The sequence below is a fragment of the Flavobacterium sp. W20_MBD1_R3 genome (assembly GCF_052119725.1).
Taxonomy (GTDB): domain Bacteria; phylum Bacteroidota; class Bacteroidia; order Flavobacteriales; family Flavobacteriaceae; genus Flavobacterium.
On the sequence record NZ_JBGQOR010000019.1, the window covers coordinates 1 to 19826 of the forward strand.

Sequence of the window (19826 nt, forward strand, 5' to 3'; positions counted from 1 at the left end):
GTTCGCTATACGAATCTTGCATGCGTTTTATTTTAAAATGCAAAGGCCGAAATTTAATATTTCCCTATAACTTTTTGAATTGGTTTCTTATCCGATGTGATCATGGCTAGTACTAATTTTACCAATTAAAAGTGGAAACCTACAAGAAATAATTTAAATGCTATTCGGCTACTATATTTCTGCTAAACAAGATTTTCGTAATTAAAAAGTAAAATATTGATATACAGAACATTAAGTTTTATTAAATTATTTTTTATCTTAGATAAAAAATTAGTTAGGATAAGAATTTAATACTTTTAATTATGAGAAATCTAAATAGAATTTTGGTTACAATTTTGGTTTGTGCATTAAACACAGCACCAATATTTGGGCAAACGACCGCCAAAAAGAACAAAATTATTGCCGACAGCCAGACTGCAAAGACGGAATTTATCGAAAGTGATCCGCTGATGAAAGCACTTTTTGACAAAGCATACGGCTATGTTATTTTTCCTAATGTGGGCAAAGGAGGATTCGGTATTGGAGGAGCTGCGGGCAACGGTGTGGTTTATGAACATAACAAAAGAATAGGAATGGCCAAGTTGTCCCAAGTGAGCATAGGGTTTCAGGCTGGAGGACAAGCATATCGGGAAGTGATATTTTTTGAATCCAAAAATGAAATAGACCGGTTTAAAGAAAGCCGATTTGAGTTTTCTGCACAAGCCTCAGCAGTAGCGGTCACCGAAGGCGCCTCGGCAAATGTAAAATATACCAATGGCGTGATGGTGTTTACCATGCAAAAGGGTGGTCTGATGTACGAAGCTTCGATTGGCGGGCAAAAGTTTACCTTTAATAAACTGTGATAAAACCAAAATGGCTGAGAAATTTCTCAGCTGTTTTGATTTTTAGGAGGTATTTTGAAACGCGAGAGTTGCTTGACGTTGTTATTCGAATATCTCATGGCTAACTCCATTTAGGTTTTCAATTGTTTCTTTTTCGGTATTTTATAAGGAATCGGTATTATCTTTAATATCTTTTTTTGTTTGCTCGTCTTGGATAGAATTGTAAAAAGCAAATGATGCCATGAAAATAGTCAGAAATAGTATTACAAGATTAGTATTCATATATTTTTTCATATCAAAATTGAAAAAAAGAAATATTCTTTGTTTTTAATCTAAAGCAAAATAATCCAAGGCAGCTGAACTATACTTTATATTTTCTATCAAACTTAATGATTTTGCTTACTGAAAACCATTTTCCATAAAAAAACCGACTGAAATTCACTTCTCAGTCGGTTTGTATTTTAAAAAATGCAGTTAATTTTTACACCAAAAATGCTTTCAATTCCTCGTACGTTTTAATTTTTACGCTTACTTTTTCCTTACCTAAAACACTTTCTATTTGTGTTGGAATCGGTAGTTTTACGTTTAATGTTGGTTCTACCGTATCCAAAAACTTAATAGGATGCGCAGTTTCTAAGAAAATGCCTATTGCATTTGGATGGTTTTGTAATTCTTTTTTCAAACCAAGATAACCAATAGCTCCGTGAGGTTCTGCAATGTAACCATCGGTATTGTAAATGGTTTTCATAGCTTCAATAGTTTCTTCATCTGAGAACGTAAATGAAGAAAAATCTTTTTTGAATTGCTCCAAATCATTGTGGTACATTTCCTGAATTCGGATGAAATTACTAGGATTCCCCACATCCATTGCATTTGAAATGGTCGCTTTGGAAGGTTTTGGATCGTAAATTCCGTGTTCTAAAAACCTCGGAACCGTATCATTCAGATTGGTGGAAGCTACAAAATGTTCAATAGATAATCCCATTTTTTTGGTAATGATACCCGCGCAAATATTCCCGAAATTCCCACTTGGACAAGAGAAAACTAAGGGTTTGTTTTGTTTTTTTAATGCTTTGTATGCAAAAAAGAAATAAAACATTTGCGGCAACCAGCGTGCAATATTTATCGAATTCGCGGAGGTCAGATTTTTATGTTTTAAACTTTCATCCAAAAATGCTTTCTTCACCATATCCTGACAATCATCAAAAACGCCGTCCACTTCAAGCGCTTTAATATTTTGTCCCAAAGTGGTCAATTGTCGTTCCTGAATATCGCTCACTTTCCCAGACGGATACAGGATGATCACTTCCACACCTTTTACGCCAAGAAAACCACTGGCCACAGCTCCGCCCGTATCTCCGGAAGTCGCTACCAAAACCGTGTTTTTACTATGGGCATTATCTTTATTAAAATAACCCAAACAACGCGACATGAAACGTGCGCCTACGTCCTTGAAAGCCATTGTTGGACCATGAAACAGTTCCAGTGAATAAATGCCTTTTTCGACTTCCACGATAGGGAAATCAAAACATAAGGTTTCGGCAATGATTTGTTTTAAAGCGTCTGCGGGAATTTCGTTACCCACAAATTGTTGAATCGCTTCAAAAGCAATTTCTTCATTGCTTAAATTTTCAATGTTGTCAAAAAAAGCGGGAGGTAAAGGCGTTATGGTTTCCGGGAAATACAATCCTTTATCAGTAGCTAATCCCTGTATTAAGGCTTCTTTAAAAGAAACTTTCGGTGCGTTATGGTTTAAACTGTAATATTTCATCATGATTTTTGATTGAAGATTAACGATTTTTGATTTAAGATTACCGCAACAGAAGTTACATTTGAAATGCTACGCCAGTTCGCTGACGCTCGGGTCAAAAATCATTAATCATAATTCTTAAATAATTTTCATCCCCTCATCATTCACTTTTGAAACGTGAATTTCATAGGGTAAATTCATTTCGTCGTACACGACGCTCATGGCTTTTGCAATTTTATCAGCGGTTTCCTTTCCTTTGCTTAAAGCAAAAATTGAAGGACCCGAACCCGAAATCCCAGAACCTAAAGCTCCGTTTTCGTAGGCTGTTTTTTTGATTAAATCAAATCCGGGAATCAAAACACTACGCAACGGTTCCACGATTTCGTCATGCAACGAACGTCCAATTAAATCGTAATCTTTAGTGTATAATCCGGCAATTAATCCGCCCACATTTCCCCATTGCGTAATCGCACTTTTCAAGGAAACGGTTTGCTTCAACACCGAACGTGCATCCGAAGTTTTCAACTCAATTTGAGGATGAACCACCGTGGCGTATAATTCTGATGGACTTTCTATTTTGATAATGTCCAGAGGATTCGAACTTCTCACTAACGTAAATCCACCCAAAAGGGCAGGAGCAACGTTATCCGCATGGGCATTTCCACTGGCTAATTTTTCGCCTTGCATAGCAAATAAAACCAATTCTTTTCTTGTAAATGGACGTCCCAATAATTCATTGATTCCAAAAACTGCTCCCGCTGAACTCGCGGCACTGCTTCCAATTCCGCTTCCGGCTTTAATGTTTTTGTAGATTTCGATTTCGAATCCAAATTCGGTTTCTACAGCTTCTAACATCGCCAAAGCAGATACTCCGGCAACATTTTTTTCAGTTTCGAAAGGTAAGTCGGCACCCACAATTTTAGTGATGCGAATCCCTTTCACATCTGATTTTCGAATAATCATTTCGTCACCGGCAGTTTCTAAACACAGCCCCAAGACATCAAATCCACAGGAAAGATTGGCGATTGTTGCGGGGCAAAATATTTTTATTTCGTTCATGTTGTTTTGTTTCAGGTTTAAAGTTTAAAGTTGTTGCTAGTTCTTGAACTTGAAACTTTAAACAAAGAAAACTTTAAACTATTTTTTATACGTTTCCAATTCTAATCACATCAGCAAAAATTCCTGAGGCGGTCACCGCAGCTCCGGCACCGGCACCTTTTATCAATAAAGGTTGATCTACATAACGATCGGTGAAGAATAGTACGATGTTGTCTTTTCCTTCCAAATTGTAAAACGGATGGTCTTTCGGGATGAATCTTAAACCAACATTTGCTTTTCCATTTTCGAATTGCGCTACGTATTTCAAACGAGATTCTTTGCTTAACGCTTCTTTATAAATAGTTTTAAAATGAGCTGCATGTGTTTGTAAGGATTCGAAAAATGCTTCATTTGAAGTTGTATCTAAACATTCAGCAGGCATGAACGATTCATTTGTGATTTCGTCAATTTCCATTTTATAACCACTTTCACGAATCAAGATTAATATCTTTCTGGCAACGTCAATGCCGCTCAAATCTATCTTAGGATCTGGCTCTGTAAATCCTTGTATACCAGCTTCTTTAACCACATTATGAAAAGTGTTGTTTTCATCGAAATTATTAAAGATAAAGTTCAGACTTCCAGATAATACGGCTTGAATTTTATTGACTTTATCGCCCGAAGCAACCAGATTTTTTACGGTATCGATGATTGGTAATCCCGCTCCCACATTCGTTTCAAAAAGAAAAGGAGCATTAAATTGTTGCGATAATTTTTTCAGTTTTTTATAATTATCATACTCGGAGGCGCAGGCAATTTTGTTGCAAGTCACTACGGCAATATTGCGTTTTAAAAACTGTTCGTAGGTTTTAGACACTCCTTCATTTGCTGTGATATCTACAAAAATACTATTGCGTAAATTCAGTTCTTTCACATTAGAAATAAACTTTTCTTTGTCAGCAGCTTCTCCGGTTTCCAACAAGAATTGCCATTCTTTTAGTGAGATTCCGTCTTCATCAAAATACATTTTTCGGGAATTAGACAATGCTATAACACGTAGGTTTATTTTTAGATTGTTTTTTAGGAATTTCTTTTGTTGGTGAATTTGCTCGATGAATTTTTCTCCCACATTTCCAACGCCCATTACAAATAGATTTAACTGCTTGGTATTTTCTTCGAAAAAGTTTTCGTGCAAAGAATTCAGTGCTTTTTTTACATCTCTTTCATTGATTACTGCTGAAATATTTCTTTCAGAAGCACCTTGCGCAATCGCTCGGATGTTGACGTTATTTTTACCCAAAGTACTAAACATTCTACCGCTCAAACCTTGATAGTTTTTCATGTTTTCGCCAACCAAAGCAATAATGCACAAGTTTTTTTCGACGATACAAGGTTCTACTTTATTTTGTGAAATTTCTACTTCAAACGCTTTGTTGATGGCATCTTCTGCCACATCAGCATCTGAATTTAGAATTCCAATACAAATAGAATGCTCTGATGAGGCTTGAGTAATGAAAATTACATTGATATTTTTATTGGACAATACTTCAAAAAGCCTTTTTGAAGAACCGGAAACACCAATCATTCCAGAGCCTTCAAGCGTAATCAATGTGATTGCATCAATGTGTGTGATTCCTTTTACAGGATTGGATTGTGCAAAAACCTGATTGGAAATATACGTTCCTTCAGCTGATGGTTCAAAAGTATTTTTGATCAGAATTGAAATATTCTTTCTCAATACCGGTTGAATTGTTGGTGGATATAAAACTTTGGCACCAAAATGAGATAATTCCATCGCTTCCTGATATGAAATATAGGTGATAGGTTGTGCTTGTTTTACAATTTTTGGATTAGCAGTAAACATTCCGTTGACGTCAGTCCAAATCTCCAAGTCATTTGCATCAAGAGCGCCTGCAAGAATAGCGGCTGTATAATCTGATCCTCCGCGTCCTAAAGTTGTGTTGATTCCGTCAAGTGAAGCAGCGATAAACCCGGGCATAACGACCACTTGATTTTCATTCGAAGCAAAAAAATCAACAATTAACTCATTGGAAACATCAAAATTTACGACAGCTTTTCCAAAATGGTTGTTGGTTTTTATCAATTCGCGGCTGTCTTTGTAACTGCTGTTTTTCAGGTTTTGTTTTAAAGCTTCTGCTATTATATACGAAGACAGCAATTCGCCAAAACTCAAAATTGTATCCGAAGTTCGAGGAGATAATTCGCCTAAAAGGTAACAGCCATCCAGTAAAGTTTCCAGGTGATTGACGATTCTTTTGATGTGGCTCAAAAGACTGCTTTGTTCGTTTACGGGAATAAGTTCTTTTAAAGCATCTAAATGTTTTTTCTCGATTTCGGACAGAATATCTTTGAAGCTTTCGTCTCCGGCAGCCGCTTTTTGGGAGGCAAGTTGAAGCAAGTCAGTGATTTTACTGAAAGCAGAAACCACAACGATTAATTTTTCTTCTTTGGCTTTGTCACTAACGATGTCTAAAACCAGTTTTATATTTTGTGCATTGGCAACCGAAGTTCCGCCAAATTTTAATACTTTCATAACGAAGTTATTTATTTTTAATGTAACAGGAAATCGCCATTCTTTTGATTAATTGAATTCAGGCGATGGAATAGTTTGTGTTGTTTTTAGAAAAAATGCAATGTTTATTATACATCCAAAGACTTTCTTTCTTCCGAAAAAAAATATAATAAATAGGATTATATGTAGAATTTTTACCCCAAAGGGGTAGCTGTAGTTGTTGTAGTAAACGTAACAGCAGTACCAACCCATATTTGAGTTGTTATCGAGGAGTGATATGTAGCTTTATTGTTTACCATTTTGATATTCCAAAAGTACAGCTTTTTATAAAAGACAAAGCATATAAAAGTGTTTTTGCGAATATTTGAAAATATAAGATGCTATTTGAGGATTGTTAAATATTGAATGATTTACGAAGTCATTAATGGAACTATTCGTATAAATGTCTAAATTCTTCGAATAATTTTAGCGGTTGCATCATAATTTTATTGGAGATTATGAATGCAATTTGTCTTTTATTCTTTTTAAAATACTTAAAATTACTTTTTTATTGTTTAAAAAAGTTCTCTTTTCTTTTAAAGGGAAGAAAATGCAAGAATTACAAATTTTGCATTCTAAGGCGCATAAGAATATTTGCATGAATTCTAATTTTTTGTTTTGTTTAACGAGTGTGTTTAAATTATTATCAATAATTGTTGTGTAATTATAAAGATTTATTCAATTTTACCTTTTAAACACTATCAAAATGGATAATACGCATTATATTAGTACTGAATTGCTTAGCCTAGAAACATTAGCTGAAATTGTTTCTCACCACAAATTATTGGCTTTGTCTGATGAAGCAAGAATAAATATTCAAAAATGTCGAGATTATTTAGACAAAAAAATGGCTTCGCATTCGGATCCGATTTACGGTATAAATACAGGTTTTGGGTCACTTTGTAATGTGAAAATATCCAGTGAGAATCTAGCAAAATTGCAAGAGAACTTAGTGAAATCACATTCTTGCGGAACAGGTGAGGAAGTGCCAAACGAAATTGTGAAATTGATGTTGTTGCTCAAAATCCAGTCACTTAGTTATGGACATTCAGGAATTCAACTGCAAACTGTGGAACGTTTAATTGCATTTTATAATAATGATATTCTTCCAGTAATTTACACACAAGGTTCACTGGGAGCTTCGGGAGATTTAGCACCTTTGGCACATTTATCATTACCTTTATTAGGACAAGGCGAGGTATATTTTGAAGGGAAAAAAGTGCATTCTAGCGAAGTTTTGAAACATTTTAATTGGGATCCGATTGTTTTACAGTCAAAAGAAGGATTGGCTTTGTTGAACGGAACACAGTTTATGAGTGCGTATGGGGCACATATTTTGATGAAAGTCAGCAAACTTTCTTATTTAGCTGATTTGATAGGAACAATTTCGCTTGAAGGTTTTGATGGAAGAATCGAGCCATTCAACGAATTAATCCATTTTATTAGACCTCACAAAGGACAAATTGTTACTGCCAACCGCATCAAAGGATTTTTGGAAGGAAGTGAAATTATCGAACAGCCCAAAAATCATGTTCAAGATCCTTATTCGTTCCGATGCATGCCGCAAGTTCATGGCGCTTCAAAAGACGCGATTGATTATGTGAAAAAAGTGTTCAAGACTGAAATCAATTCGGTGACGGATAATCCTAATATTTTTATTGAGAGCGACCAAATCATTTCCGGTGGGAATTTTCACGGACAACCTTTGGCTTTGGCCTTAGACTTTATGGCAATCGCTTTGGCCGAATTGGGCAGTATTTCAGAACGGAGAACATATCAATTGATCAGCGGAAATAGGAATCTTCCAACCTTTTTAGTAGATAATCCTGGTTTGAATTCAGGATTGATGATTCCTCAATATACTGCTGCCAGTATTGCCAGTCAAAACAAGCAATTGGCAACTCCTGCAAGTGTTGATAGTATTGTTTCCAGCAATGGGCAGGAAGATCATGTCAGTATGGGTGCAAATGCCGCTACTAAAGCATTACGAGTTTTGGATAATCTGGAACGCATTTTGGCTATCGAATTAATGAATGCTTCGCAAGCAATTGAATATAGAAGACCATTATTGTCAAGTGATTTTATTGAAATGTTCTTACAAGTCTATCGCGAAGATGTTCCGTTAATCAAAGAAGATCGGATCTTGCATTACGACATAGAAAAGACGGTTTCTTTTTTGAATAGTTTTCAAATAGAAAACGATTTATTAACGATAGCTTAACATTGGCAATGAATAATGAATTAATTTTGCCAAACTAAATTTTAATAAAATGAACATAAATAGCTTTTTTCAATTTCTGGTTCCTAAGGACAAAAAATTTTTTCCACTTTTTGAACAAGCATCAAATAATTTAATAGAAATTGCTACGAATTTGCACGAGGCAGTGAATCTTCCTATAAAAGAACGTGAAATTCTTTTTCAGAAAATTGATATTTTAGAACAAAAAGGAGAGGATATAACGCGTCAAACCAATCTTGAGTTAAGTAGAAATTTTATTACACCTTTTGATAGAGAAGATATTTATTCGTTAATTACTTCCATAGACAATGTTGCGGGTAATCTTCATGGCGCAGCAAGTAGAATGCGTTTGTATCAGGTAGATAAAATCACAAAATCTATCAGAAAACTGACCGAAATTAATCTTGAAGCTTGTCAAAATATTGATGTGGCGATAAGAGAATTGAGAGATTTAAAAAAAATGAAGAACATTACAGACGCTTGTCTTCGCATTAATAAATTGGAAAATAAATCAGATAATGTATATGATAAGGCAGTTCTTGATTTATTCGAAAATGAAACAGATGCAAAAAATATAATTAAATACAAGGAAGTTCTTTCAGTTTTAGAGACGGCTACTGACAAATGTAAAAGTGTCGCTAGTGTTTTAGAATCAATTTCTGTAAAACATTCTTAATTTAATAAGTTTTATTTTGAAATTTTAATTATGGAATTTACTCTACTGATAGTTATCATAGTCCTTGCTCTAATTTTTGATTATATAAATGGTTTTCATGATGCAGCAAATGCTATTGCAACTGTTGTTGCTACAAAAGTATTAAGTCCATTTCAAGCAGTTGTTTGGGCAGCTTTTTTTAATTTTCTAGCATATTGGGTTTTTGGTTTTGGTGTAGCAGATACGGTTGCAAAAACAGCTAATACCATGGATATTAATTTAGTTGTTATTTTAGCAGGTGTCATTGCCGCAATTATATGGAATTTATTCACGTGGTGGCAAGGAATTCCCTCCAGTTCTTCTCATACCTTAATTGGTGGTTTTGCTGGAGCAGCCATTGCTCACGCTGGATTTGGAGTTGTTTCTTGGTACAAAGAAGGAGCGGATGGAGGAATGCCTTCGGGTGTTTTAATTATAGTTGCCTTTATTATATTGGCTCCTTTATTAGGCGCTATAATGTCTTATTTAATATCAATTTGGTTACTTAATGCTTCTAAAAAGAGTATTTACCCTAAAATATTTACAGCTTCTTTGATGATTTTAACCATCTGGTTTGTAGAAAGCCAAATGATTTATTTTGACCAAATAGAAAAGCCACGTTTTGATTCTCCTTTTTGGAGTGTAGCATTTGAATCTCATAATATAAAATGGTTTTTAGTAGCATTCATCGTTCTTTCCATCAGTACCTTTTGTTTGATATTTAGTAGTTTAAATTTAAATCAAGCCACGGCATGGTTGAAAAAAATGCAATTATTATCTTCTGCAGCTTTTAGTTTGGGTCACGGTGGTAATGATTCGCAAAAAGTGATGGGTATTATTGCTGCTGCCGTTGCGGTTTACATACATACTAGCGGTGTTGCTCAGGAGTCATTACCAACGTGGTTAGATGTGGTGCTCCCAAATGATGAAGGAGCTTTCAAAATGCCAACTTGGATTCCACTAGCTTGTTATTCTGCAATTGCTGCAGGAACTTTAAGCGGTGGTTGGAAAATTGTTAAAACTATGGGATCTAAAATCACAAAAGTGACTTCTTTTGAAGGTGTTGCCGCAGAAACTGCCGGAGCATTGACATTATATTTTACAGAACATTTTAAAGTGCCTGTAAGTACAACGCATACTATTACTGGATCTATCATTGGAGTTGGACTTACTAAAAGAGTTTCGGCCGTGCGATGGGGAATGACTGTTAGCTTGTTATGGGCTTGGGTTTTAACCATTCCAATTTCAGCAATATTAGCAGCAATCATTTACTATATCTTTAGTATTTTTATTTAGTGTAATATTTATATCCAGCAATCAAATTTTAAAGACTGAAATTTTTGGGGATTTATTTACCGTTAAATAAGGTAATTTGAGATAGGTTTCGGTAATTAATACGTGAAAATCATTAAGATGTTTTGTTTATCATAAGAATAAATTGCAGACTGAAATATTTAGTGAAAGCGAGGTTACATTAAAAATAGATATCAGCACATTAAAAAAAAGACCTTTTGAAATACTTTTTCAAAAGGTCTTTTTTTTATTTAAAATTTGAAGCAGTACATTAATACTGTTTTTGATTACTTTATCTTAAAGTTTTTCTCGATTGCTTTGATCATTTCACCAGCTATATCTTTATTGGTTGCACCTTCAATTCCCTCTAATCCAGGTGATGAATTTACTTCTAATAGTAAAGGTCCTTTTGCTGAACGAATAATATCAACACCGGCAACTTTTAAATCCATAGCTTTTGTTGCTTTTATTGCAATACGCTTTTCCTCTGCAGTTACTTTTATCACAGACGCTGTTCCACCTAGGTGAATGTTGGCTCTAAATTCACCTGGCATTGCTTCACGCTGGATGGCGGCAACTACTTTTCCATCAATTACAAAACAACGAATATCTTTACCATTAGCTTCTTTTATAAACTCTTGAACTAATATATTGACATTTAGACTTTTGAAAGCATTAATAACACTTTCTGCAGCTTTTTTTGTTTCCGCAAGTACCACTCCTTTTCCTTGAGTTCCTTCGAGCAGTTTTACGATTAATGGAGATCCTCCCACCATTTTTATCAAGTCATCAGTATCCAAGGGAGAATTAGCAAAACCTGTAGTAGGAATTTCTACTCCGTGATTCAATAATAATTGCAACGAATATAATTTATCGCGGGATTGGGTAATCGCATTTGATGAATTTAAGCAATATACTTTTAAAGCTTCAAATTGTCGTGTCAAAGCACAACCGTAAAAAGTGATACTAGGTCTGATTCGTGGGATTATAGCATCAAATTGGTTTAGTATTTTACCACCACGATAATGAATTTCTGGTGTTTTTGCATCCAGTTTCATGTAACATTCTTTGATATTTAGGAAATGCATTTCGTGTCCGCGCATTTCTCCAGCTTCCATCAATCGTTTGTTGCTGTACAATTCAGGGTTACTAGCTAAAAGACCAATTCGTAAACCTGAACTTGCTTTCTCTGAATTTTGATACAATTCTTTTAAACTGTCTGGCGTTGGTTGCCCCAATAAATACTTTTGTTCTGGATCAACTAACACTCTTCCGCTCATTGCCTCCCGACCTAAAAGCATTCTAAAACCCATAGAATCTCTATTGGTCAATGTCATTTCAATAGGCCATTTTGAGTTCCCAATTTGTAAATTTGTTTGAATTACATATCGTTGCTCTCTAAAACCACTCGAACTTTTAACAATACGTTTATCGATCAATGGTGCTTCGCAATGAATTACTGTTTTTAAATTATTTTGTATTGGGTTAATATCAAATTTTACCCAATTGTTTTCATTTTTAATAAAGGGAGCTATGTTTATTGCATGAAGAGCTGATGTTTTTGCACCAGAATCAACACGGGCTTTAATGGTAGGAATTCCTAATTCAGGGAATGAACACCATTCTTCACTACCTAGGATAACTTTGTTTTCAGACATAAAGTAATTTTAATGGATCAGTTTTTTACAAAACCAAAAGTAAATATTTGTTTTTAAAAAAGTGTGTTTTAGTATGAAGAAAAAACCCGTTGCGTTATGAAAACGTAACGGGTTATATTTATGATTTAAAGATTTATTTAAAGATTTGTAGCTTCTCCAGCTTTATGTACTTGAACCGTTAATTCTTGTGCACCGTCTTCAATATCCATAAATATTTCATCTCCAGTAGTTATTTTAGATGTGATAATCTCTTCTGCAAGGGCATCTTCAACATATTTCTGGATAGCTCTTTTTAATGGTCTTGCGCCAAATTGTCTATCGAAACCTTTCTCTGCAATAAACGCTTTTGCTTTGTCAGAAAGATTTAATTGGTAGCCTAATTCAGCAACGCGAGCAAATAATTTTTTTAGTTCGATTTCGATAATCAAGTCAATATCGTGTTTTTCCAAAGCATTAAACACAATTACATCATCAATTCTATTTAGGAATTCAGGTGCAAATGTTTTTTTCAATGCGTTTTCAATAATACTTTTTGAATTATCATCGGCTTGAGCAACTTTAGCAGCAGTTCCAAAACCTACTCCTTGACCAAAATCTTTTAATTGTCTGGCTCCAACATTTGAAGTCATAATGATTATAGTATTTTTGAAATCAATTTTCCGTCCTAAACTGTCTGTTAAATAGCCATCATCCAGCACTTGTAATAACATATTGAAAACATCAGGATGTGCTTTTTCTATTTCATCTAATAAAACAACACAGTAAGGTTTTCTTCTCACTTTTTCAGTCAGTTGGCCGCCTTCTTCATAGCCAACATATCCCGGAGGTGCTCCAACTAAACGAGAAATAGCAAATTTCTCCATGTATTCACTCATATCAATTCGAATTAAAGCATCTTCAGAGTCGAACAGCTCTTTAGCTAATACTTTAGCAAGTTGTGTTTTACCAACACCTGTTTGTCCTAGAAAGATAAAAGATCCAATAGGTCGGTTTGGGTCTTTTAGTCCCGCACGATTTCTTTGAATAGAGCGCGCAATCTTCATTACTGCTTCTCTTTGTCCAATAACTTTTCCTTCTATAAGTTCTGGTAATTTAGCTAGTTTATTACTTTCAGTTTGTGCTATTCTATTTACAGGTATTCCAGTCATCATAGATACCACATCGGCAACATTATCTTCAGTAACTTCTATTCTATTATTTTTTGAGTCTTCTTCCCATTGCTCTTGGGCTATAGCTAAATCTTTCTCGATGCGCTTTTCATCATCACGAAGTTTAGCAGCTTCTTCATATTTTTGTTTCTTTACGACAACATTTTTCAGCTCTCGTACATCTTCTAATTGACGTTCTAAGTCTAAAATTTGTTTAGGAACTTCAATATTGGTTATGTGAACTCTAGAACCCGCTTCATCTAATGCGTCGATAGCTTTGTCAGGCAAAAAACGTTCTGACATGTATCTATCTGTCAACTTTACACACGCTTCAATTGCTTCTTGTGTATAAGTTACATTATGATGGTCCTCATATTTATTTTTGATGTTGTGCAAAATAGTAATCGTTTCAGAAACAGATGTTGGTTCCACAATTATTTTTTGAAAACGTCTTTCTAATGCACCGTCTTTTTCTATGTATTGTCTGTATTCATCTAATGTTGTCGCACCGATGCACTGAATTTCTCCACGCGCTAACGCAGGTTTAAACATGTTAGAAGCATCCAAAGACCCGGTTGCACCACCAGCACCAACGATCGTATGAATTTCATCTATAAAAAGAATGATATCATCATTTTTTTCTAATTCATTCATCACGGCTTTCATGCGTTCTTCAAATTGTCCACGGTATTTTGTGCCTGCTACAAGACTTGCTAAATCTAGGGTAACAACGCGCTTATTAAATAAAGTTCGTGATACTTTTTTCTGGATAATTCGCAGTGCTAAACCTTCGGCAATAGCTGATTTTCCCACTCCAGGTTCTCCAATAAGTAATGGATTATTTTTTTTGCGTCGACTCAAGATTTGTGAAACACGTTCGATTTCTTTTTCACGTCCAACCACCGGATCTAGCTTTCCTTCTTCAGCCATTTCTGTTAAATCTCTACCAAAATTATCTAAAACGGGAGTCTTGGATTTTTTATTGGATTTATTTGTTGGATTGTTAAAGCTGCCTTCTTTTAGACTGTCATCTTGTCCTGAATCGTCATTGTACGATTCATTTCTTGGCAATTTTTCTATAAATTCTTCTTCGTTAGGAGTCATATTTAGATATTGTTCTTTAGCTATATCATAATCTATTTTCAGTTTATTCAATAGCTTGGTTGTTGGATCGTTTTCGTTTCTTAATATGCATAACAATAAATGTGCAGTACTGATAGAGGAGCTCTGAAATACTTTAGCTTCAAGAAAAGTGGTCTTCAAAGCCCGTTCTGCTTGGCGTGTCAGGTGCAGATTTTTCTTTTCAACATTTACTTCTACACTTTGACTAGCTGGACTCAGAATTTCTACTTTTCTGCGTAAATGTTCTAAATCGACGTCTAGATTGTTCAATATTTGAATTGCTTTTCCGTTGCCGTCTCTTAGAATTCCTAGCATCAAGTGTTCTGTGCCTATAAAGTCATGGCCTAATCGCAAGGCTTCTTCTTTGCTGTAAGTAATAACGTCTTTTACTCTTGGTGAAAAATTATCATCCATAATATATATTTGATATCGTAAATTTAGTGAATTAGTCATAGAAAAACAAAAACCGTTCCTCTATGAGCTCTTGTCAGCTAAGTGACAAAAAAAATCATGATATTGAAGTTAAATTTACCTTAAATTATTAACTAAAAGGGAAGTTTTATTTGTTAATAAATCATTGAAATAAGTACTCTAAAAAGAGTTTAAAAATTTCAAAAAGATGTATATTGGCACGTTTTGAAACTAATATAATTTTTTAATATAACAACTTATGTCTGAAGGAGAAAAGTTAATTCCTATTAACATAGAAGATGAGATGAAAACGGCCTACATCGATTATTCGATGTCAGTAATTGTATCAAGAGCACTTCCAGATGTTAGAGATGGCTTGAAACCAGTACATCGAAGAGTACTATTTGGAATGCATGATTTAGGTGTTAACTCTAGATCATCCCATAAAAAATCTGCAAGAATTGTCGGTGAAGTTCTTGGTAAGTACCACCCTCACGGTGATACCTCCGTATATGATGCGATGGTGCGTATGGCACAAGAATGGAGTATGCGCTATTTGTTGATAGATGGTCAAGGTAATTTTGGTTCTGTCGATGGTGATAGTCCGGCAGCAATGCGTTACACAGAGGCTAGAATGCGTAAAATTTCAGAAGAAATTTTGGCAGATATAGATAAAGAAACAGTTGATTTTAAATTAAATTTTGATGACACGTTGGAAGAGCCAACCGTCATGCCAACCCGCGTTCCTACTTTATTAATAAATGGAGCAACAGGTATAGCCGTTGGAATGGCCACTAATATGCCTCCTCATAATTTAACCGAGGTTATCAATGGTACTTTGGCTTTCATGGACAATAATGATATTGAAATTGACGAATTGATGACACATATTAAAGCCCCAGATTTTCCTACTGGTGGTATTATATATGGTTATGAAGGTGTTCGTGAAGCTTTCAAAACAGGAAGAGGTAGAATTGTAATGCGTGCTAAAGTTGGTTTTGAAGAGGTTGACGGCAGAGAATGCATCATTGTAACAGAAATTCCTTATCAAGTCAATAAGGCAGATATGATCAAGCGTACTGCGGATTTGGTGAATGATAAAAAAATTGATGGAATTGCGAATATTCGGGATGAATCAGATAGAAACGGGATGCGTATTGTTTATATCTTGAAACGAGATGCTACGCCAAACGTAGTTTTGAATACACTTTATAAATTTACACAATTACAGTCTTCTTTTAGCGTAAATAATATTGCAATTGTAAAAGGGCGTCCGCAGATGTTAAATCTTAAGGACTTGATTCATTATTTTATTGAGCATCGACATGATGTAGTTACTCGCAGAACGCAATTTGAATTACGAAAAGCGGAAGCAAGAGCTCATATTTTAGAAGGTTTGATTATCGCTTCGGATAATATTGATGAAGTAATTGCTTTGATAAAAGCATCTAAAAGTACCGAGGAAGCGAGAGAAAAATTAATTGAAAGATTCAAATTATCAGATATTCAATCACGTGCTATTGTTGAAATGCGTTTGCGACAATTAACAGGTTTAGAACAAGATAAATTAAGAACGGAATACGATGAAATTATGAAGTTAATAGAGCACTTAAAAGCTTTATTAGCCGATGTAAACTTGAGAATTGCTTTAATTAAAGAAGAGCTTACAGAAATTAGAGATAAATACGGAGACGCCCGTCGTTCTCAAATTGAATATTCAGGAGGAGAGGTAAGTATAGAGGATTTAATTGCTGATGAAAATGTGGTTATTACCATTTCTCATGCTGGTTATATCAAACGTACCAATCTTACGGAGTACAAAACTCAAAATAGAGGTGGAGTTGGGCAAAAAAGTGCGGGAACAAGAGATCAAGATTTCTTAGAACACATGTTTGTAGCTACAAATCACCAATATATGATGTTCTTTACTCAAAAAGGAAAATGTTTCTGGATGCGTGTTTATGAAATACCGGAAGGAAGCAAAACAGCTAAAGGTAGAGCAATTCAAAATTTAGTAAATATTGAAAGTGATGATAAAGTAAAAGCATTTATTTGTACCCAAGATTTAAAAGATCAAGATTACATAAAAAGCCACAATCTTATTATGGTGACTAAAAAAGGTCAGGTTAAGAAAACCTCTTTAGAGAAATATTCAAAACCAAGAGTGAATGGTGTTGCTGCAATTACGATTAAAGAAGGAGATGAACTGTTAGAAGCTAAGTTAACTAATGGAGAAAGCCAAATTATTTTAGCTGTAAAATCAGGTAAATTGGTTCGTTTTGAAGAAACAAAAACTCGTCCAATGGGAAGAACTGCTTCTGGAGTGCGTGGAATTACACTTAAGGATGATACAGATGAAGTAATTGGCATGGTTACTGTAAATGATATGACCAGCGAAATCTTAGTTGTTGCTGAAAATGGGTATGGTAAACGTTCTAGCTTAGACGAATATAGAATTACAAATCGTGGAGGTAAGGGAGTTAAAACATTAAATATTACCGAAAAGACAGGGAAACTGATTTCCATAAATGCCGTTACAGATGCCGATGATTTGATGATTATAAACAAATCAGGGTTGACAATCAGAATGGCTGTTGAAGACTTAAGAGTGATGGGACGTGCTACTCAAGGAGTAAAATTGATAAATATTAAGGGCAATGATTCTATTGCGGCGGTTACCAAAGTAATGAAAGACGATGTGGCTGAAGAAGTTGAAATTGGTGAAGATGGAGAACCAATTGTTTCTGAAACGATCGAAAGAGTTAAACCGGTCTTAGAAGTTCTTGAAGAGGAAAGTACAGACGATGATGATGACGAAGATGATTCTGAAAGCGATGACGAAGAAGAAACGGATGATATTGATGATTCAGATGACGAGGCCTAACTAAAAAGCATAGTATTGATTTCAAAATTTCCAATCTAATTTGATTGGAAATTTTGAAATTAACAAGCATACAGCAACCAAAATAAATGTAAAACAAAAATCGAATACCATGAAAAGTAAATATGTAGTACTAGCATCAGCGTTAGTGATTTCAGTAACCTCTTTTGCTCAAAAAGATCAAATAAAAGCAGCTGAAAAAGCTATGAAAGGTGGAAATTCTCAAGAAGCAGTAACTATTTTGATGGAAGCAGAACCTCTAATAGCTAATGCAAAAGAAGCAGAGAAAGCACAGTTCTTTTTTGTAAAAGGAAATGCATTATTGGATTTAGCCAATAAAAAAGTAGATGCGAATACTAATCTTTCGCTTGCGGCTAAAGCCTATCAAGATTTAATTGAAGCCGAAAAAAGTTCAGGTAAATTGAAGTTTTCAACCCAAGCGGCAGCATCAATTACTGATATTAAGTATAAATTGATCAATTCTGCGATAGCCGATTCTAAAATAAACAAACATTCAGATAGTGCAAAAAAATTGTATAATGCTTATTTATTAGACAAAAAAGATACTCTTAATTTGTATTATGCAGCATCTACCTATGTTAATGCTGAAGAATATGACACAGCACTAGGGTTATATAACGATCTGAAAAACTTAAATTATTCTGGAAAAGGAACAAGTTTTTTTGCAGTGAACAAAATTAATTCCGAGGAAGACCTTTTTACAACTGCTGCTGAAAGAGACAGAATGGTGAAATTAGGAACTCACGAAAAACCAAGAACAGAAGTTATTCCTTCTAAAAGAGGGGAGATTTACAAAAATATCGCACTAATATTAGTCCAAAAAGGAAAAATTGAAGAGGCAAAAAAGGCCATAGCGGATGCAAGACAAGCAAATCCTGAAGATACTTCATTAGTTTTATCGGAAGCAAACCTTTATTTAGAAACTAAAGATTTTGAAATGTACAAAAAGCTAGTTGCTCAAGTATTAGAAAAAAATCCTAATGATGCTGACTTAGTTTTTAATTTAGGAGTGCTAAGCGCAAATGCTAAAAATCAAGCGGATGCTGAAAAATATTATTTGAAAGTAATTGCCATTGATCCAAAATATATAAATGCTTATATCAATCTAGCAGCAATGAAGTTAGAGGATGAGAAAGGGATTATTGATGAGATGAATAAACTAGGAAATTCAACTAAGGACATGAAGCGCTATGATGAATTGAAAAAGAAAAGAGAAAATTTATTCAAAGCAACAATTCCTTTTCTTGCTAAAGCAGTAGAATTAGATCCTAAAAATGAAGATGTTGCTAAAACGCTTCTTGGAGTTTATAGTGCTTTAGAAATGACTGCTGAATACAAGGCATTGAAAGCAAAGAATTAATTCTAAATTATAAATAAAAAAACCTGTCTCGAAAAGTATTTGAGACAGTTTTTTTTATATTATTTTTTTAATGACTCTCAGTTTGTGCGTGTGTTTGTTTGTCTCGGCATTGAAAATTCCTAAGTGATCAAGTCTGTCAATTCGTACTTTTCCACTGGCGTGAATGATGTAATTATCATCCATAATTATTCCTACATGGATAATATTGCCTTCTTCATTATCAAAAAAAGCAAGATCACCTGGCTCACTTTCTTCAATAAAACTCAATGCTTCGCCTTGTTTTGATTGTTGTGAAGCATCCCTGAGTAATCTATATCCGTTAAGTTTATATACCATTTGGGTAAATCCCGAGCAATCTATTCCGAACGGAGTTTTTCCTCCCCAAAGATAAGGGGCATTCAAGTACATATACGCAGTTTTTAGCAAACACTCTTTTGCCTTTTTACCACTAGTTTTACTTCCTTCAAAATCAAAATTTTCAATGTTTATGTCACTGTTATTTATAAATGATAGTGAGGAACCAAGTGGAATAGGTATTAATTGGTTATTTGGAGTAGAAATATATTCAATTAAATCAGAATTCAATATGATAGTTTCTTCCGATAATTGATCATAATTTGATTCAGAAATCAATTGTAATTGTTTTGAATCTATCCAACCTTCGTAGTCATCGTATTGTATTTTAATACGGGACCATTGTTTTATTTGTTCTAAAATTTCAAAATGTTCTCCAAATAAAACTTGAGACACAATTTCACTTTTATCACTAGGTTCAAACCGTAAAGGGATCATCGCAAGATTACAAATTCCGAACATTT

12 protein-coding genes are annotated in these 19826 nt (G+C 34.4%); 6 read left to right on the top strand and 6 right to left on the bottom strand.

Annotated features, from left to right (window positions below; translation table 11 throughout):
- Nucleotides 1–302 precede the first annotated feature (302 nt).
- Nucleotides 303–842 (top strand): YSC84-related protein, encoded by a 540-nt coding sequence (locus tag ACEN2F_RS14260; RefSeq protein ID WP_441740415.1) that lies wholly within the window; start codon nt 303–305, stop codon nt 840–842.
- A 460-nt stretch (nt 843–1302) separates the two neighbouring features.
- Here ACEN2F_RS14260 and thrC read toward each other — a convergent pair whose 3' ends face one another.
- The 3 genes from thrC to thrA form a co-directional block, all read right to left on the bottom strand.
- Nucleotides 1303–2592: a threonine synthase gene (gene thrC, locus ACEN2F_RS14265; RefSeq protein ID WP_441740443.1), complete on the bottom strand. Its 1290-nt coding sequence runs from the start codon at nt 2590–2592 to the stop codon at nt 1303–1305.
- Between the two features lie 117 nt (nt 2593–2709).
- The gene (locus ACEN2F_RS14270) at nt 2710–3630 is read right to left on the bottom strand and encodes a homoserine kinase (RefSeq protein WP_441740417.1); all 921 of its coding nucleotides are present in this window, start codon (nt 3628–3630) and stop codon (nt 2710–2712) included.
- Nucleotides 3631–3715: 85 nt separating this feature from the next.
- Nucleotides 3716–6163 carry a bifunctional aspartate kinase/homoserine dehydrogenase I gene (gene thrA / locus ACEN2F_RS14275; protein WP_441740419.1) on the bottom strand — a complete coding sequence of 816 codons (2448 nt, stop codon included), beginning with the start codon at nt 6161–6163 and terminating at the stop codon, nt 3716–3718.
- A gap of 724 nt (nt 6164–6887) precedes the next feature.
- On the opposite strand from thrA, the gene hutH reads away from it, so the two are divergent.
- From hutH to ACEN2F_RS14290, 3 genes are read left to right on the top strand one after another with little or no spacing between them, the layout of a single operon-like run.
- The gene (hutH, locus tag ACEN2F_RS14280; protein WP_441740421.1) at nt 6888–8402 is read left to right on the top strand and encodes a histidine ammonia-lyase; all 1515 of its coding nucleotides are present in this window, start codon (nt 6888–6890) and stop codon (nt 8400–8402) included.
- 49 nt (nt 8403–8451) lie between these two features.
- Entirely contained in the window at nt 8452–9096 is a 645-nt protein-coding gene (locus ACEN2F_RS14285) for a DUF47 domain-containing protein (protein ID WP_441740423.1), read from the top strand.
- Between the two features lie 30 nt (nt 9097–9126).
- Entirely contained in the window at nt 9127–10410 is a 1284-nt protein-coding gene (locus ACEN2F_RS14290; protein ID WP_441740425.1) for an anion permease, read from the top strand.
- A gap of 284 nt (nt 10411–10694) precedes the next feature.
- On the opposite strand, the gene rimK is transcribed toward ACEN2F_RS14290, so the two are convergent.
- Both rimK and ACEN2F_RS14300 read right to left on the bottom strand, forming a co-directional pair.
- On the bottom strand, nt 10695–12065 hold the full coding sequence (gene rimK, locus ACEN2F_RS14295) for a 30S ribosomal protein S6--L-glutamate ligase (protein WP_441740427.1): 1371 nt from the start codon (nt 12063–12065) through the stop codon (nt 10695–10697).
- A 137-nt stretch (nt 12066–12202) separates the two neighbouring features.
- Nucleotides 12203–14749 carry an ATP-dependent Clp protease ATP-binding subunit gene (locus ACEN2F_RS14300; RefSeq protein ID WP_441740429.1) on the bottom strand — a complete coding sequence of 849 codons (2547 nt, stop codon included), beginning with the start codon at nt 14747–14749 and terminating at the stop codon, nt 12203–12205.
- A 256-nt stretch (nt 14750–15005) separates the two neighbouring features.
- On the opposite strand from ACEN2F_RS14300, the gene gyrA reads away from it, so the two are divergent.
- A complete protein-coding gene (gene gyrA / locus ACEN2F_RS14305) occupies nt 15006–17630 on the top strand; it encodes a DNA gyrase subunit A (RefSeq protein WP_441740431.1) in 2625 nt (874 codons plus the stop codon).
- A 109-nt stretch (nt 17631–17739) separates the two neighbouring features.
- Complete coding sequence (locus ACEN2F_RS14310; protein ID WP_441740433.1) at nt 17740–19008, top strand: tetratricopeptide repeat protein; 1269 nt, start codon at nt 17740–17742, stop codon at nt 19006–19008.
- A gap of 54 nt (nt 19009–19062) precedes the next feature.
- Here ACEN2F_RS14310 and ACEN2F_RS14315 read toward each other — a convergent pair whose 3' ends face one another.
- Nucleotides 19063–19824 (bottom strand): C40 family peptidase, encoded by a 762-nt coding sequence (locus tag ACEN2F_RS14315; protein WP_441740435.1) that lies wholly within the window; start codon nt 19822–19824, stop codon nt 19063–19065.
- Nucleotides 19825–19826 lie beyond the last annotated feature (2 nt).

What these genes read in the sequence shown, in the direction of transcription:
- rimK (WP_441740427.1), bottom strand. Translation starts at nt 12,065, where the DNA reads ATGTCTGAAAACAAAGTTATCCTAGGTAGTGAAGAATGGTGTTCATTC.
- hutH (WP_441740421.1), top strand. Translation starts at nt 6,888, where the DNA reads ATGGATAATACGCATTATATTAGTACTGAATTGCTTAGCCTAGAAACA.
- ACEN2F_RS14270 (WP_441740417.1), bottom strand. Translation starts at nt 3,630, where the DNA reads ATGAACGAAATAAAAATATTTTGCCCCGCAACAATCGCCAATCTTTCC.
- ACEN2F_RS14310 (WP_441740433.1), top strand. Translation starts at nt 17,740, where the DNA reads ATGAAAAGTAAATATGTAGTACTAGCATCAGCGTTAGTGATTTCAGTA.
- ACEN2F_RS14260 (WP_441740415.1), top strand. Translation starts at nt 303, where the DNA reads ATGAGAAATCTAAATAGAATTTTGGTTACAATTTTGGTTTGTGCATTA.
- ACEN2F_RS14300 (WP_441740429.1), bottom strand. Translation starts at nt 14,749, where the DNA reads ATGGATGATAATTTTTCACCAAGAGTAAAAGACGTTATTACTTACAGC.
- thrC (WP_441740443.1), bottom strand. Translation starts at nt 2,592, where the DNA reads ATGAAATATTACAGTTTAAACCATAACGCACCGAAAGTTTCTTTTAAA.
- ACEN2F_RS14315 (WP_441740435.1), bottom strand. Translation starts at nt 19,824, where the DNA reads ATGTTCGGAATTTGTAATCTTGCGATGATCCCTTTACGGTTTGAACCT.
- thrA (WP_441740419.1), bottom strand. Translation starts at nt 6,163, where the DNA reads ATGAAAGTATTAAAATTTGGCGGAACTTCGGTTGCCAATGCACAAAAT.
- gyrA (WP_441740431.1), top strand. Translation starts at nt 15,006, where the DNA reads ATGTCTGAAGGAGAAAAGTTAATTCCTATTAACATAGAAGATGAGATG.
- ACEN2F_RS14290 (WP_441740425.1), top strand. Translation starts at nt 9,127, where the DNA reads ATGGAATTTACTCTACTGATAGTTATCATAGTCCTTGCTCTAATTTTT.
- ACEN2F_RS14285 (WP_441740423.1), top strand. Translation starts at nt 8,452, where the DNA reads ATGAACATAAATAGCTTTTTTCAATTTCTGGTTCCTAAGGACAAAAAA.